Source organism: Labrys neptuniae (assembly GCF_040797145.1).
Taxonomy (GTDB): domain Bacteria; phylum Pseudomonadota; class Alphaproteobacteria; order Rhizobiales; family Labraceae; genus Labrys; species Labrys neptuniae.
On the sequence record NZ_JBFNQD010000024.1, the window covers coordinates 24,725 to 41,164 of the forward strand.

Consider the following 16,440-nt stretch of genomic DNA (forward strand, 5'->3'; position numbering starts at 1 on the left):
TTAAATTATATTTCTAATAGTTCGCAAATTAGGATATTATATTTGAAAATATACATTTAATTTCGATTTTAAGTTTTGTTTTCGCCGACTGACGCTGGCGATTTGCTTGCTGCCGGGTTGTCATCGACGACGGGACTCAGCGGGCACGGGCTCTCTTGTATTTCCGCGGTTGCTCGGCCGGAGGATCTGCCGCCGGCGGACTTGCCAACAAATCCACGGTTCGCTGCACCATCAGGGTGGTGGAGAAACGCTCGGAAGCAATTTGCCGGATGCGGTCCGCAAGGCTCGGATCCGAATGCCGCCAGTCGACGACGTGCCCGACCTTGGCGCACAAGGCGTCGAGATCGACGGCCTCGACCGTGTCGGTGGCCAGCCCCGTCACACCCGGCGTGAAGGTTTCGCAGGCGCCGCCTGCCGGGGTGGTCACCACCGGAATGCCAGCGAGCTGGGCTTCGATCAGCACGTTGGGCAGGCCCTCGAAACGCGACAGCAGCACGAAGGCATCCATCTTCGCCAGCCAATAGCCGACGCTGGCCGAACGGCCCACGAACAGTATCCGGTCGGCGATGCCGAGTTCGGCTGCACGCTGGCGTACGCGGGGCAGCAGAGGGCCGCTGCCGACCAGAACGAAGCGGGCATTCGGACGGGCCTCATGATAGGCGTGGACGAAATCGATCCAGAGTTCGGGGCGTTTGTCGACATCGATGCGAAAGACGCCGCCAATCGTCTCGGTGGCATCCGCAGTGCGGCGCTGGAATTTCTGCCAGCGCTCCTCGTCGGTCTCGTTCGGTTCGGGCGGCAGGTGCTCGACCCCGTTGTGAACGATGGTGAAACGCTCCTGCGGCAGGTCGAGCCACTCGCAATAGGCCTTGGCGGCCGCATGGCTGTTGCTCATGAACTCGACGCCGGGAATCCGAGCCAGGGCCCGATACATCGGCTCATATTCACCCCGGAACAGATGGGGCCGCAAAACCGGCGGCAGGCCGCGTACATTGAGGACGATGCGGGGGACGCCGGCCACGAGTGCCGCCAGGGCAGCGAACAGGACGGCGCCGTCCTGCCAGATATAGGCGACCTCGGTTTCGTGCCGCCGAAAATGCTCGACCAGGCGTTGCGTGCCGAAGGCCGCATGGACCGGCACCAGGGACAGCAAATGCCGGAGATCGCTCTCCTCGGGCACGAGTTCCGCCGGGCGGGCCGGCGTCATGTTGTCGATCTGATAGGCCTCGACCTGCTCGCAGGCGATCATGGGCAGAAAGAAGTCGTGATTGTTCTCGCGGCTAAGCGATTTGACCACGACCTGAATCGGACCGCGGATCTGCCGGCCGGAGATGCTGCCGCTTTCGCGCCGGGTGCGTTCCAGCCGGGCTGCGGTTCGGGCAAGCTGGCGTTCCGCTCCGCCGGTGCCGAGGCTGCCTGTGATAAGCGAGACGGAGCCGAGCCGGCCTGGCGCCACCGAACGCACGGATCGGTTGCGGAAGATGTCGATGGCCGCCCTCAGCACCACGATGCGGGCGGGGATGCCGCAGGTCTGCCAGTCCGGTACATGCCGGCCGAGCACCTCCATGCCCTTGCGCAGCTCCTCGGCCATGACCGAGGCGTTCTTGGGGGCTTGCCCGGTCGCCAGCAGCCGGTCCAGGATCAACAGGGCTTCGGTTAATTCTCCCCATTCGCGCAACCGCTTGGCATAGACGAGCGGCGCGTTCTTGGAATCCGGGAAATCGGCCAGGGTCGAGACGAACAGCGCCTTGGCTTTGGCGATTTCACGCAGTTCGACGAAAAGCTCGGCCTTGCCGAGGCGACGATCGACGTCCGAGGGCACGCCGGGGTAATGACGCTCGAGGATCTCGAGCCCCTCGGCAATGCGCTGATGCCGCGACAGCCAGCGCAGGCGATATTGCAGGGCCCGGTAATTGTCGGGGAATTTTTCGTGGACGCCGGTCCACAGCTCCAGCATGCCCTCGCGGACGCGGGTCATCTCGGCGACGAGAGCGTGGGAGAGATTGACGTCCAACTCCCCCGGAAAGCGGGAGAGCAGATATTTCAGGCGCGGCAGCGCAACCTGGGCGGTTTCGACATTGTCGGCACGCTTGACCAGATCGGCGCATTCGGCGCGCACGGCTTGCGAATAGACGTCGGAAGCGGAAAACCAAGCGTGGCCATTTTCATGGACCGCGAGTAAAGGCACCTCGGCGGTCTCCGACGATGGAAATCTGTTAGGTTTCAAGAGTGCCTGTCCCGTGGTTGCCCATGTATAGATTCCATACTCAATCATTAATTCCATAAAGATCAGATAATCTTTACAAAAGAATGACGCAAGTAAGGCAACTATTTGGTTTTCAACTGATGATTATCTAGGCGACTACAGAAAGAAATTTGGACTGTTTCTGTGAACAATTCCAATTTCGCTCGTTTTCCCCTCGGGCGGCATCATGTCCGTTTTGGACGGTTGGTGGTTGCGGCGCGTGGCGATGGATCGCCCCGCATGACCGCGCCGAATGGCCGCTCGGTACAGGCTCTGCGGATATTGCAATGCAGCAATGTCCGCGCAGCCGGATAGAGCGTCGGGGCTCTGGCTGTTGGATGGGCAGCGTGAGCGAGGGGTACTGCTGCGCCCAGAAACGTCGATAGCGCACAGGCCACTTTCGCCATCCGTCCTCCGATTCAACCAATGCCCCATACGGCACGATTCATCAGTACCTATGGCATTGCCAACCTCAGCGAGTCGGCTTTTTAGACTCATCGAAAATGGATTGCAAGCTTATAATGTTCTCCCCTTGGTGAAGCCAGCTTTGAATGATTGCAAATAGGCTGATCAAACCCCATTTTGTTCATCTATATGAACGATATGGGTATAACAGAAGAAATATGCTGTATTTACACTGACCATATTCTGACCATATTGTGTATGTTGAGTTTGATTGGCTGACTGTTGATGAATCTTTTATGACCGGGGTGTGATCAGTTGCGAGGCAGGGAAGTATGAGGCGGCTCGATTTCGGGCTGCCGTTCCACGTGTTTTGGCGCTGTGTCCGGACCGGTTGCCGTAGGGTGGGCAATCCAACACCAGCCTGTTGCGGCAAGGGATTTTGGCGGCTGGCCATCAACTTCATGACAACAAATCGGCAGGGGGTGGCGGGCACTTCGTGAGGTGCCGGAAGCTTGCTCGGATGTCTGGCAAAACCCGCCCTGCGGCCTTGGCCCGAGGCGGGTTGCGGCCGTCTGTCGTTACAAAACGTAAGGCATTTTGAATATGCCTTCTATCCAGAGTTCCTTAATCGAAAACACGATTGTTTTGATTCGGATCAAGATAAGGTAGAGCACATGTGTGGTATTGTTTGTGTTCTTGGCAACGAATCAGTGGCCATGCCGCTGGTGGATGCGTTGCGAAGACTGGAATATCGGGGGTATGATTCCGCCGGTATTGCGACCCTGGAGGGCGGCGCCATTGTCCGCCGGCGCGCCGAGGGCAAGCTGGTCAATCTCGAGGCCAAGCTCGGCCAGGCACCGCTCAAGGGCACCAGCGGTATCGGCCATACGCGTTGGGCGACACACGGCAAGCCGACGGAGGACAATGCCCATCCTCATGCGACCGAGCGGGTGGCTGTCGTTCATAACGGCATCATCGAGAATTTCCGCGAGTTGCGGGATGAATTGAGCGCAGATGGCGCCGATTTCCAGTCGGAAACCGATTCCGAGGTCATCGCGCATTTCGTCACGCGCGAGCTCGAGAAGGGCCAGTCGCCGATCGAGGCCGTGCAGGCCTGCCTCAAGCGCATTCGTGGTGCCTTCTCGCTCGGCTTCCTGTTTGCCGGGGAGGATGATCTCATCATCGGTGCCCGGCTGGGGCCGCCGCTGGCAGTCGGCTATGGCAACGGCGCGATGTTCCTGGGATCGGATGCTATCGCCCTCGGTCCACTGACGAATACTTTCGCTTATCTTGAGGATGGCGATAGTGTCGTGATTACCCGCTCCACCGCAACGATCTACGACGCCGGGTTCAATCAGGTCGAACGCCCCATCCAGAAGGCGGAGATTTCGGCGGCCATCGTCGAGAAGGGCAATTATCGCCATTTCATGGCCAAGGAGATCCACGAGCAGCCCGAGGTGATTTCCCATACCTTGGCTTCCCTGGTCGACATGACCAGCGAAACCGTTCGTTTGCCGGACCTGCCTTTCGATTGGAAGAACCTCAGTCGCCTGACCATCTCGGCCTGCGGTACGGCGTCCTTCGCCGGGCAGGTGGCGAAATACTGGTTCGAGCGCTATGCCCGCCTGCCGGTCGAGGTCGATATCGCCTCGGAATTTCGCTATCGCGAAGCGCCGCTCGAAAAGGGTGGATTGTCGCTCTTCGTCTCCCAATCGGGCGAAACCGCCGATACCATGGCGGCCTTGCGCTACTGCCAGGAGAATGGCCAGCATACGCTTGCCGTCGTCAATGTGCCGACCTCCACGATGTCGCGCGAGGCGGACGCCATGGTGCGCACGCTTGCCGGTCCCGAGATCGGCGTCGCCTCCACCAAGGCCTTCACCTGCCAGCTGGCCGTGCTCGCCTGCCTGGCGATCGGTGCGGGCAAGGCTCGCGGGACGCTGACGCCCGAGGCGGAAAAGGAACTGGTGCAGGCCCTGATCGAGGCACCGCGCCTGATGGCGGAGGCGCTCCGCCTCGATCATGAGATCGAGGCCTGCGCGCGCGATCTCTCCAAGGCCAAGGACGTGCTCTATCTCGGCCGCGGCACCAGTTTCCCGCTCGCTCTGGAAGGTGCGCTGAAACTCAAGGAAATCAGCTACATCCACGCCGAGGGTTATGCCGCGGGCGAACTCAAGCACGGCCCGATCGCGCTCATCGACGAGAGCATGCCGGTGGTGGTGATTGCTCCCTTCGATGCGATCTTCGAGAAGACCGTCTCGAACATGCAGGAGGTCGCCGCGCGCGGCGGGCGTATCATCCTGATCACAGACGAAGAAGGGGCCAAGGCCGCCTCGCTTCCGGGCGCCAAGACAATCGTGATGCCGGTAATGCCGTCGGTGGTTTCGCCACTGGTCTATTCCGTGCCGATCCAGCTTCTGGCCTATCATGCAGCAGTGCTGATCGGCGCGGATGTCGACCAGCCGCGCAACCTCGCCAAGAGTGTGACGGTGGAGTAGGCGCCGGACCGGCAAAGCGTTCGGCGATTTGACGGGAGACCTTGAATCGCGAGGACGCGTCGAAACGGAGAGACGGAGCAAAACGGCGCCCTGCGATGAAGACGTTTTGCTCGTGAGACCGCGGCATCGGGCCGGAATGACGCTGTAAAAAGGCAGTTCGACCGGCCCGATGCATCTGCAGGTAAGATCAGTAACGCGGAAACAATAACTGAGGCGCTGCAGGAATGACGCTGCAGCCATGCCTCGAAACCTCAGGGTTATCACATGAGCCGCAAATATTTCGGCACGGACGGCATCCGTGGCCTGGCCAATAGTGTCATTACGCCGGAACTGGCGATGAAGGTCGGCATGGCGGCCGGCCTCGCCTTCCAGCGCGGCGACCACCGCCATCGCGTGGTGATCGGCAAGGATACCCGCCTGTCGGGCTACATGATCGAGAACGCGCTGGTGGCGGGCTTTACCGCCGTCGGCGTCGACGTGATGCTGCTGGGCCCGATGCCCACCCCGGCTGTCGCCATGCTCACCAATTCGCTGCGCTGCGATATCGGCGTGATGATCTCGGCCTCGCACAATCCCTATGAAGACAACGGCATCAAGCTGTTCGGTCCCGACGGCTTCAAGCTGTCCGATGAGACCGAGCGTGCCATCGAGGCGCTGATCGACACCAACCTGTCCTCGCGGCTGGCCGGCTCGCGCGATCTCGGCCGGGCCCGCCGCATCGACGACGTGCATGCCCGCTATATCGAATTCGCCAAGCGCACCTTGCCGCGCGGTTTGCGCCTCGACGGCCTCCGGGTGGTGGTCGACTGCGCCAATGGCGCCGCCTACAAGGTCGCCCCGGAAGCCTTGTGGGAACTCGGGGCGGACGTCATTCCGATCGGTGTCGAGCCTGATGGCTACAACATCAACCGGGATGTCGGCTCGACCGCGCCGAGGGCTCTCGCCCAGAAAGTGCGGGATCTGCGCGGCGATATCGGCATCGCCCTCGACGGTGACGCCGATCGCGTCCTCATGGTCGACGAGAAGGGGCATGTCATCGACGGCGACCAGCTGATGGCGGTGGTGGCCTCGGACTGGAAGGACGAGGGCAAGCTCACCCAGCCCGGCATCGTCGCCACGGTGATGTCCAATCTCGGCCTGGAGCGCTATCTCGGCGGGCTCGGCCTGCAGCTCGAGCGTACGGCGGTCGGCGACCGCTACGTGCTCGAACGCATGCGGGCGCAGGGCTACAATGTCGGCGGCGAGCAGTCGGGCCACATCATCCTGTCCGATTTCGCCACCACCGGCGACGGCCTGGTCGCCGCCTTGCAGGTGCTGGCGGTGCTCAAGAAGGCCGATCGCCCGGTCAGCGAAGTCTGCCACCGTTTCGATCCGCTGCCGCAGATCCTCAAGAACGTGCGGATTCGTCGTCGCAAGGTGCTTGATGATCCCAAGGTCGCTGCCGTGATCGAGGGCGCGCGCAAGCAGCTCGGCGATGGCGGCCGCCTGGTCATCCGTCCCTCCGGTACCGAACCGGTCATTCGCGTCATGGCCGAGGCCGACGACCGTGCGAATGTCGAGACTGCCGTGGACGAGGTGATCGACGCCATCACCAAGGCCGCCGCCTGATTCTTTCGGGGGGCGGATCGGAAGATTCGCCCCCACGATTGCAATCAGGTCGCAGGGAGTGGCCATTAGACCTTGCGTCAACGCAAAGCTGGTTTGCTCGGCTGCGCAGGCACAGGGATGCTGGCTCGGCCGTTCAGCGCGCGAATTTGCGTATGAGCGCGACCAGTTGGGGCTCGTCGATCAGCAGGGCAGCGTCCTCCGGTGAGAGCCATTTGCGCAAACGCTGGGTCTCCTCGGGCCAGCTTTCGAGTTCGTTTTCGACCTTCAGCGGATAGACGTCGACCTCCACCATGCCGAAATGGCTCTTGAAGCGCTTCCAATAGCGATATTGGCCGATCGGCTTGCGCTTGATCTTGCCGAGGATGCCGGCTTCCTCCAGAGCTTCGCGCTCGGCCCATTTCCAGGTCTTGGGGCCCTCGGCCCAGCCTTTGGGAATGATGAAGCGGCGGGTCTGACGCGAGGTGAGCACCAGCACCTCGATGCCGCCGCCCTTGCGCCGGCGAAAAGGCAGGGCGGCGACCTGCCGAAGCGGGGTGCCGCTTGTCAGCGCCTTTTGATTCTTGCCCCTCGGCTTCGCCATCGCCGCCCCCCCGCTCAGGCGCCGTGTTTGCGGATGGCGGCCGAGATCTGCGCCAGGCCCTGCTTCAGCTCGTCCTCGAGCGGATAGGCAAAGCCGATGCGCAGATGGTTGCGTGGCATTTCGAACCAGTGCCCGGGACCGACATAGGTGCCGAAGCTCTCCAGCAGATCCTTGTAGAAGGCGTCGAAGTCGAAGCCAGCCTGATGGCGGAAGCGAGGAAAGCAGACCACGCCGCCCTTGGGCCCCACCCATTGGAGCTTGGGGTCGCCCGCGATCCAGTCGCGCATGATGGCGAGGCGGTCGGCGATCAATCCGGCCTGTTCCTCGAGAAAAGGGCCGCGTTGTTCGAGCACGCTGCCGGCGATCCATTCGTCCACCACGCTGCCGCAGATGCCGATCTGTTCCTTGGCGGCGAGGAAGCGCTCCTGCAGCTCGGCGTCGCGCGTGATGATCCAGCCGACGCGGATGCCCGGCACGCCATAGGCCTTGGAGAGCGAGGAGACGCTGATGGCGGCCGGGCTCAGCGAGGCCGCCACCGGCAGGATCCCGCCATGGCTGAGGTCGCGATAGGTTTCGTCGACCAGCAGCTTGCAGCCGGCCTGCTCGACCAGGGCGATCAGCCCTTCGAGTTCGGCCCGGCCGAGCATGGTGCCGGTCGGATTATGCGGACAGGTCACGCTGACATAGCGGGTTTGCGGCTTGATCGCCTCGGCGACCTTGGCAAGGTCGAGCGCAAAGCCCTGGTCGAAATCGAGATCGACATAGGTGATCGCGCAGCCGATCGCACGGGGCGTCTCGATATTGGTGGCGTAATTGGGCCTGACCACGACGAGATGGTCGCTCGGCGACAGCAATGTCGTGGCGATGATGAACAGGGCGCCGGCCGCGCCCGCGGTGACGAGTACATCGTCGGGCGAGAGGCGTTCGGCCTGCGAGGCGATCAGGCGGCGCAGGCGCTCCTCACCGCGATGTTCGCCGTAGAACAGCGTGAGATCGGGAATATCGAGGCCGAAATCGGAGAGTTTCCTGTCGCGGACCGAGCTCTCTGAGAGGTTGTAGCGGATACGGTCATAGCCATACTCCTCCGGCGCCTCCTTCTCGATCACCATGCGGGCATATTTCATCGCTGTTTCTCCCGCTCAGGATTTCGCTGCGAAGCGGGTGAGTGCCTCGAGGGTGGCATCGACCTCGGCCATGCTGGTGTAGTGCGACAGGCCGAGGCGGGCGACGCCGCCGCTCTCGCGCAGGCCGAGGGCACCCGACGCCTCATGCGCATAGAAATCGCCGGCCCAGCCGAAGATGTTCTGGGCAGCAAGGTGCTCCATGGTCGCCTGCGGTGTCCGGCTTTCCAGGCGGAAGCTGAAGGTCGGCACGCGCGCATCGAGCCGGTTGCGGCTGGCAATGCCGAAGAGCCTGAGCCCGGCGATGTCGGCGATGCCGGCCAGGAAGCGGTCCATCAGCCCGGCTTCATAGGCCGTGGCGGCCTGCAGCCCGGCCACGATGCGGCTGCGGAGCGGCTGGCTAGCCTCCACGCCGCCGAAAGCCTCGCCGAGCCAGGCCATGTGCTCGATGGCGGCCCGCGTACCGGCGAGTGCCTCGAAGGACGGCGTGCCCGGCGCAAGACGCCAGGGCATGTCGGTCGAGGCAGGACGGACCTTGAGGGGGACCAACCTGTCGCGCAGGTCGGCCCGGACATAGAGCACGCCGGCATGAGGGCCGAAGAACTTGTAGGCCGAGCAGGCGAGGAGGTCGCAGCCGATCGCCTTGACGTCGACCGGAATATGCGGGGTCGACTGCACCGCATCCACCATGGTCACCGCGCCCACCGCCTTGCCGGCGGCGACGATGCGGGCGACGTCATTGATGGTGCCGAACATGTTGCTGGCATGGTTGCAGGCCACCAGCCGGGTGCGTGGCCCGATCAGCCGGTCGAGCGCCTCATAGCGATATTCGTAGGTCTCCGGATCGAAATCGAGCCAGCGTACGGTGACGCCGCGTTCCTCGGCGGCGATCAGCCAGGGGCCGACATTGCCGTCATGGTCCATGCGAGTGAGGACGATCTCGTCGCCTTCCTGCCAGTCGCGCGCGATCATGCGCGAGAAATGGAAGAGCAGCGAGGTGCTGTTCAGCCCGTATACGATCTCGTCAGCCGCCGCGCCGAGCAGGGCTGCGGCTGCCCGATAGGCTCCGGCGAGGATATGATCGCTATCCTGCGAGGTGCGGAAGGGACCGCCTTCGTTGGCGCAGCTGTCGACCAGCACGCGCGTCATCGCCTCGACGACGCGACGCGGTACCTGCGAGCCACCGGGCGCGTCGAGATAGATGCGTGGCTTGCCGTCGTCGCGGAGCGAAAGCGCCGGGAAGGTCGCCCGAACGGCCTGGATGTCCCAAGGGCTTGTGGTCACGGTCAAATCCTTCCTGGCGTCAGCGGCTGGCGCGCAAAGCGGGAGCCCGCGTGGACAGGCGGGCGAGCACCTGCTCGTGCAAGGCCGGCGTGGCGCTGGCGGCAATGGCCTGGCGGCCGGAGCGGATGGTCAGTTCCTCGCCCTGCCAGGTGCTGATGACGCCGCCGGCATTGCGGACGATCGGGACCAGCGCGCAATAGTCGAAGGCGTCGAGGCCGCCATCGGTGCTGATGTCGAGTGCACCATCGGCGACGCGGCCATAGGCATGGCAGCCGCCGCCATAGACGCACCAGCGGGTCTGGCTGCGCAGGTCCTGGAACGCAGCCTGTTCGGCCGCGTCGAAGGGCTCGGGATTGCCATTGGCCAGGATCGCGTTTGCCAGTTCGGTGCAGGCGCGCGTACGGATTGGCTTGCCGTTCAGCGTGCTGGGAATGCCGTCGGCGCCGATCCAGCGTTCACGGGTGACGGGGTTGTCGATCACGCCGAGCACCGGCACGCCGCGAAAAGCGAGGGCGACCAGGGTGCCGAAGGTCGGGATGCCGGTGATGAAGGCCTTGGTGCCGTCGATGGGGTCGATCACCCAGACCCATTCGGCATCGAGATCGGCCGGTTCGAATTCCTCGCCGAGAATGCCGTGCTGGGGATATTGCTGCGCGATCTGGGCGCGCAGCGCGGTTTCGACCCGCCGATCGATCTCGGTGACCGGGCTGGCATCGTCCTTGGTAAGAAAATCGCGCTGATTGGCGAGGGCCTTGCGGATGATGGCGCCGCTGGCGTCGGCGAGGGTGCCGGCGAAGGTGGTGAAGGCTTCGAGATCAGGTCGCTGCATGGGAGCTTTCGGCAAGGTTGGGATGTGTCTGGACGAGGGGACGTCTATGCCGGCTCAGCCGATGCTCCAGGGCACGCAGGGCCGAGGTGAGGACATAGGTGATGGCGAGGTAAATCAGCGCGGCGGTGATGAAGAGCTCATAGGGAGCGAAGGTGCGTGCCACGATGGTGTTGGCGACGCCGGTGAGCTCCATCACGGTGATGGTGCTGGCGAGCGAGGTCGACTTCAGCATGCTGACGACCTCGTTGCCATAGGCCGGCAAGGCCAGGCGGAAGGCATGGGGCAGGATGATGCTGCGATAGGCCAGCGCCGTCGACATACCGCAGGCCCGGGCTGCCTCGATCTCGCCCGCCGGCACGGCCTGGATGGCGCCGCGCAGGATATAGGCGGTATAGGCTGCGGTGTTCAGGCTGAAGGTGAGGATGGCGCAGACCGAGGCCTGGCGCAGATAGGGCCAGAGGGCGCTGTCGCGCACCACATCGAACTGGGCGAGGCCGTAATAGACCAGGAAGATCTGGACCAGCAGCGGCGTGCCCCGGAAGAAATAGATGTAGCAGTGCAGGATCAGGCGCACCACGCGATTGCCGTTGATGCGCAGGATTGCCACCGGAACGGCGATGAGCATGCCGCAGGCGAGCGAAGCGGCCAGGAGCTGCAACGTGATCGCCGTGCCTTTGAGCAAAGCGGGAAGGCTTTCGAGCATGAGGTCGAAGTTCATTGCGCGAGCTTCCTTTCGCCGCGCGCGGCCCAGCGCTCGAGGGCGTCCACCGCCGAGGTGTTGACGATCGTCAGGATGAGATAGGCGAAGGCGGCGATGACGTAGAAACGGAAGGGGTCCCCGGCCACCGAGGTCGCCATGGAGCTGACGCGCATGATCTCCTCCAGGCCAACGATCGAGATCAGCGAGGTGTCCTTGATCAGGGAGATCCAGTTGTTGCCGAGGCCCGGCAGGGCGTAGCGCCACATCAGGGGCAGGCGGATATGGATGAAGCTGGTCAGGGACGACATGCCGAAGGCCTGGGCCGCCTCGACCTCGCCCTTGGGGATGGCGAGGAAGGCGCCGCGCAGCACCTCGGAGGCATAGCCGCCGAAGACCAGGCTGAGCGCGAAGACACCGGCCGGCAGCGCCGGGATCTCGACATAGGCGGCGTCGGGACGGATGGCCTTCATCAAGGCCGTCAGCGCAACGGTGCCGCCGAAATAGACGATCAGGATGATCAGGAGTTCGGGCGTGCCGCGCACGACCACGGCAAAGCCCCGGCCGAGGCCGCGCAGGAAGGCGTTGGAGGATAGTTGTGCCAGCGCCCCCAGCATGGCCCAGACGAAGCCGAGCAGCAGCGAGAGCACGGCGACCTCGATGGTCACCAGCAAGCCGAAGGCGATCTGCGTCCCCCAGCCCAAGAAGAAATCCATGGCCAACACGCTCCGACGGCGGGGTTGGAAGAGAAGCCAGCGCAGCTGACGGCGAGGCGTTTGCTTGTGGCTCGTGTCCCGTCATCCCCGGCGCCACCGGAGGTGGCGGGAAGGGGATCCAGGGGTCGTTGGTCGAGCCCTTCAGCCCCTGGATCCCCTTTCCCATGGCCTACGGCCATGCCGGGGATGACAGAACATATGCCTGCCAGCGCAGCCTTACTGGGTCGCCGCCGGCAGCACGCTGAACGACCAGTATTTGTCGTTGATGGCCTTGAAGGCCCCGTCGGCGAACATTGCCTTCAGGGCGCCGTCGACCTCGTCGCGCAGCTTGGCATCGTCCTTCCTCAGGCCGATGCCGACGCCGGGCCCGAAGAACTCCACGTCGTTGATCTCGGGGCCGACAAAGGCGTAGTCCTTGCCGCGCGGCTTATCGAGGAAGTCCTGGGCGAGCTTGATCGGTCCGGCAAACACCAGGTCGACGCGCTTGGAGGTGAGATCCAGCAGCATGTTGTCGACGGTGTCGTAGAGCACGATGTCCGCGTCGGGGAACTTGTCGCGCATGTATTTCTCATAGGTCGAGGAGCGCTGGATGGCGATCGCCTTGCCCTTGATCCCATCCGGGTTGGCCTTGCCGTCCGCCGTCAGCGGGGCGAGGCTGGAGCCTTTGGCTGCGATGAAGCGGGCGGTGGAGGAGCGGTAGGGCAGGCTGAACTCGATGCTCTTCTTGCGCTCGGCGGTGATCGACATGCTGGCGGCCAGCAGGTCGAACTTGCCCGCCATCAGGGCTGGGATCAGCGAATCGAAGGGCTGGCACACGAAGCTGATGTCGGCGCCGATGCGCTTGCCGACTTCGCGGGCGACATCGACGTCGAAGCCCTGCAGGGTGCCGCTGGCATCCTTGAAGTTGAAGGGCGGGTAGGTGCATTCGCTGCCGACCCGAAGTTCCCGGGCCTGGGCCATGGTCGCCAGGCAGGCGAGGGCGCCGGCGGCCATGAGCATGGTGATCTTCTTCATGGAATTCCCCTCCATTGTTCTCGAAGTTCTGGATGTCTCGTCAGAGCACGCGCTGCAGAAATGCGCGGCAGCGCTCGGATTTCGGCGCACCGAACACCTCGGCCGGCGGGCCGCGCTCCTCGATCACGCCCTTGTGCAGGAAGACGACTTCGGCCGAGATCTCGCGGGCGAAGGCCATTTCATGGGTGACCACGATCATGGTACGGCCTTCCTCGGCCAAGGTGCGCATGACGCCGAGCACCTCGCCGACCAGTTCGGGATCGAGGGCCGAGGTCGGCTCGTCGAACAGCATCAGCCGCGGTTCCATGGCGAGGGCGCGCGCAATGGCGACGCGCTGCTGCTGGCCGCCGGAGATATGGGCCGGATAATGCGAGCGCTTCTCCCACAGGCCGACCTTGGCGAGATAGGCCTCGCCCCGCTCCAGAGCCTCGCGTTTGGACAGGCCGAGCACCTTGATCGGCGCGATGGTGACGTTCTCCAGCACCGTGAGCTGGCTCCAGAGATTGAAGTTCTGGAACACCATGCCCATGCGGCTGCGCAGGCGGTTGATCTGCCTGGCATTCAGCTTGGTGCGGTCGCCGCGCCGGTCGAGCGTGATCTCCTCGCCCTCCACGGCGATGGAGCCGGCGCTCGGGATTTCCAGGAGGTTCATGCAGCGCAGGAAGGTGCTCTTGCCCGAGCCGGAGGCACCGATCATCGAGATGACGTCATGCGTGCGGGCAGTGAGATCGACGCCGCTCAGCACCTCCAGCGTGCCGAAACTCTTGCGAATACCCGTCGCGCTGAGCACGACTTGTTCTTGATTCCCCATGGAATTTCCCGTGCTCCAGAACAGAACGCGTTCAAGTGCGAACGCTTGTTTGCTCTGGCTCTTTGGTTGGACGCGTCTTTGCGATTCTTGGTGACGCCTTCAAATCGCAAAACGCTATAGCGCGGTGGTGTTCGCACGAGAGTGGGCGACTTGCCGGCCGTGCCCAAGAGCCAATTTCCGGTGGTGATGCAGTCCAATTCCGCCGCGGGGCGCAGGCTCAGCCGAGCTCTTCGATGGTGCGGGCCAGGATTTCGGCATAGCGGCGAATGCGCTTGACCGGATTGTTGCCGAAGCCGAGCACGAAGCCATGCCGCTTCAGCGCGCTGCGGCAATAGCGCGAGAGGGGCGGGCAATCCATTTCGTGATCGAGCAGTCGCTTCGAGACGGCGCGGTCGTCAAAGGGCCGGGGCGACCGGATGGTAAGATGAAGTCCCGCCTTGACGTCCGGAACGATGAAGTCGCCGCCGAGATGGCTGCGCAGGCCGTCCGCGAGCGTCCCCGCTCTTTCGCGATAGATCGCCCGCATGCGCCGCAGATGCGAGGCCAGATGGCCCGAACGCATGAATTCGGCGACGAGAGCCTGGTCCGGCAACGGCGCATAGAAGGAGAAGATGCGCTGGGCCAGCTTGAAGGCCTCGATCAGCTCCTGAGGGGCAACCAGATAGGCAAGCCTCAGGCCGGGTGCCAGCACCCGGTTGAAGGAGCTGGTATAGACCACGCGGCCGGAATTGCCGGCATGGAGCGGCGGGACGGGTGCGCCCGACCAGCGGATCTCGCTGTTGAAGTCATCCTCCAGGACCCAACCGTCTTCGGCCGCCGCCCAGTCGAGCAGGGCCTGGCGGCGAGCGGCGGACATGGTGCAGCCGAAGGGGAATTGTTCGACAGCCGAGACGATGGCAAGGCGTGCCGGTGACGCGGCATGGTCATGGGCTGCGATGTCGAAACCGTCGTCGTCGACGGGAACGGGCTCGACCCGCAGGCCGCAGGCCGTGAGGGTCGCCAGTTGGGTGACATGGCCGGGATCCTCCAGCAGCACGCGATCGCCCTGGTTCAGCAGCACGTGGGCGGTCATGGCGGCTGCCTGCACCGTGCTGGAGAAGATGATGACCTGCTCGGGGCGGCAGACGATGCCGCGTGTCTCCTCCAGATAGGCGGCGATCTGACGGCTAAGCGGCAGGGTGGCCCGGGCATAATCGTAGCCGGTGTGGGAGGCGGCATGGGCACGCCAGTGCTGCCCGGCAAGGCGGGCGAAAACCTCGTAGGGAAATTCGTTGAGAGCGGGAATGCCCGGGCTGAGGCCGAACCGCTCGATGCGCTCGGGCGGCACGTCGAGGGCGAGCAGGGCCTCGGCATGGATGGAGGGACGAGCAGGCCGCTCGTCGCCCCCCGGCATCGCGACGGGCGGGCGTGGCAGGTGATCCTCCGGAAAGACCTGCTCCACGAAAGTGCCCGCGCCGAGCCGCTTCTGCAGATAGCCTTCCGTCGCCAGCTTCTCATAGGCGAGCACTACTGTGTTGCGGGAGATGGCGAGTTCATCCGACAGCATGCGGCTCGGCGGCAGCCGCGCGCCGCGCGGGATCCGTCCATCGGCGATCAGGCCGCGCAATTGGGCGAAGAGCTGCTGATAGAGGGGGATGGCGGAGCCACGCTCTAAGGCGATCAGGTTCCAGGCAGGATAGTTGAAGACTTCCATCGGCATCCCAGCGAGATGATCGTCCGGCCAGGTTGCATTGTTTCATAAAGGTGGCGGTGGACTGCCGTCGATATCAGGCCGTTCTGCTCCGCTATGCAAGTGATTACACACGTCCCGGCGACGTGGTTCATCCGATGAAAGACGGCTCGCCGTCCTACCAGGCGATGCTTTTTCCATCGAAAGCGCGGAAACTGCCGCTGTCGGCCAAGGCGGCCCGAGCGATCAGGTCGTGCAGGGCCGCAGCGCTGTTCGACACCGGGACTTCGGCCCCTGTGCCGCCCATATCGGTCCGCACCCAGCCGGGATGGAGCGCCAGCGCGGTGATCCGGTCGCTCCTGAGGTCGAGCGCGAGCTTGGCGGTTGCCATGTTGAGCGCCGCCTTGGAGCAGCGATAGGCATAGTCTCCATCGTCGTCGCCGATCATGCCTTCGGCGATCGAACCGGCGCGGCTCGAAATATTGGCGATGATCTTGCTGTGCCCGATGCGCAGATTGGGCAGCAGTGCCTGCGCGACAAGCAGGGGTGCGAGGGCATTGACGCGCATCACCTCGAGGAAGTCATCGGGATCGAGCGTGGCAAGGCCGCCGGTATCGCCGCGGATGGCGGCATTGTTGATCACCACGTCGAGCGGTATGCCGGCAAGGCCGGTAGCGAGTTCGGCGATCGAGGCCGGGCAGGCGACATCGACACGGCGCCATTCGAGCCTGTCTTCATTGGGGGGCAGCGTGTCGGCGCGGATGCAGGCGATCACCCGCCAGCCCGCCCCGGCATAGTGCCGAGCCAGGGCCAGGCCGAGGCCTCGCGAGGCGCCGGTGATCAGTGCCGTGCCCTGAGTCGGGACCCCTTCCGAGATGCTGTCGAATTCACACATCTCGATCATGCCGGGGAAAGCGCGGGAATCCCTCCCCGGTTTCGGGGAGGGTGGACCGGCTAAGCCGG

Annotated in this window: 13 protein-coding genes; 2 read left to right on the forward strand and 11 right to left on the reverse strand. The window is 63.8% G+C overall.

What is annotated here, in order from left to right:
• Positions 1-136: 136 nt before the first annotated feature.
• Positions 137-2,188, reverse strand: coding sequence for a glycosyltransferase (locus ABXS05_RS32305; protein WP_367626733.1), 2,052 nt, complete (start codon positions 2,186-2,188; stop codon positions 137-139).
• A gap of 1,136 nt (positions 2,189-3,324) precedes the next feature.
• Here ABXS05_RS32305 and glmS point away from each other — a divergent pair.
• The gene (gene glmS, locus ABXS05_RS32310) at positions 3,325-5,148 is read left to right on the forward strand and encodes a glutamine--fructose-6-phosphate transaminase (isomerizing) (RefSeq protein ID WP_311944593.1); all 1,824 of its coding nucleotides are present in this window, start codon (positions 3,325-3,327) and stop codon (positions 5,146-5,148) included.
• 264 nt (positions 5,149-5,412) lie between these two features.
• Complete coding sequence (gene glmM, locus ABXS05_RS32315; RefSeq protein WP_367626734.1) at positions 5,413-6,756, forward strand: phosphoglucosamine mutase; 1,344 nt, start codon at positions 5,413-5,415, stop codon at positions 6,754-6,756.
• 133 nt (positions 6,757-6,889) lie between these two features.
• On the opposite strand, the gene ABXS05_RS32320 is transcribed toward glmM, so the two are convergent.
• From ABXS05_RS32320 to ABXS05_RS32365, 10 genes are all read right to left on the reverse strand, one after another.
• Positions 6,890-7,336: an NUDIX hydrolase gene (locus tag ABXS05_RS32320; RefSeq protein WP_311944595.1), complete on the reverse strand. Its 447-nt coding sequence runs from the start codon at positions 7,334-7,336 to the stop codon at positions 6,890-6,892.
• A gap of 14 nt (positions 7,337-7,350) precedes the next feature.
• Entirely contained in the window at positions 7,351-8,460 is a 1,110-nt protein-coding gene (locus ABXS05_RS32325; protein WP_367626735.1) for an aminotransferase class I/II-fold pyridoxal phosphate-dependent enzyme, read from the reverse strand.
• 15 nt (positions 8,461-8,475) lie between these two features.
• Positions 8,476-9,741 carry a cysteine desulfurase-like protein gene (locus ABXS05_RS32330; protein WP_367626736.1) on the reverse strand — a complete coding sequence of 422 codons (1,266 nt, stop codon included), beginning with the start codon at positions 9,739-9,741 and terminating at the stop codon, positions 8,476-8,478.
• A 19-nt stretch (positions 9,742-9,760) separates the two neighbouring features.
• Positions 9,761-10,570 (reverse strand): inositol monophosphatase family protein, encoded by an 810-nt coding sequence (locus ABXS05_RS32335; RefSeq protein ID WP_367626737.1) that lies wholly within the window; start codon positions 10,568-10,570, stop codon positions 9,761-9,763.
• Positions 10,557-11,288: an ABC transporter permease gene (locus ABXS05_RS32340; RefSeq protein WP_367626738.1), complete on the reverse strand. Its 732-nt coding sequence runs from the start codon at positions 11,286-11,288 to the stop codon at positions 10,557-10,559. The genes ABXS05_RS32335 and ABXS05_RS32340 overlap by 14 nt, the downstream gene beginning before the upstream one ends.
• Complete coding sequence (locus ABXS05_RS32345; RefSeq protein WP_149251889.1) at positions 11,285-11,983, reverse strand: ABC transporter permease; 699 nt, start codon at positions 11,981-11,983, stop codon at positions 11,285-11,287. The genes ABXS05_RS32340 and ABXS05_RS32345 overlap by 4 nt, the downstream gene beginning before the upstream one ends.
• Before the next feature lie 216 nt (positions 11,984-12,199).
• A complete protein-coding gene (locus ABXS05_RS32350) occupies positions 12,200-12,997 on the reverse strand; it encodes an ABC transporter substrate-binding protein (protein ID WP_311944605.1) in 798 nt (265 codons plus the stop codon).
• A gap of 40 nt (positions 12,998-13,037) precedes the next feature.
• Positions 13,038-13,808 (reverse strand): ABC transporter ATP-binding protein, encoded by a 771-nt coding sequence (locus tag ABXS05_RS32355; RefSeq protein WP_367626739.1) that lies wholly within the window; start codon positions 13,806-13,808, stop codon positions 13,038-13,040.
• 217 nt (positions 13,809-14,025) lie between these two features.
• A complete protein-coding gene (pdxR, locus tag ABXS05_RS32360) occupies positions 14,026-15,507 on the reverse strand; it encodes a MocR-like pyridoxine biosynthesis transcription factor PdxR (RefSeq protein WP_367626740.1) in 1,482 nt (493 codons plus the stop codon).
• Between the two features lie 148 nt (positions 15,508-15,655).
• Positions 15,656-16,372 carry an SDR family oxidoreductase gene (locus ABXS05_RS32365; RefSeq protein ID WP_367626741.1) on the reverse strand — a complete coding sequence of 239 codons (717 nt, stop codon included), beginning with the start codon at positions 16,370-16,372 and terminating at the stop codon, positions 15,656-15,658.
• Between the last annotated feature and the right edge of the window lie 68 nt (positions 16,373-16,440).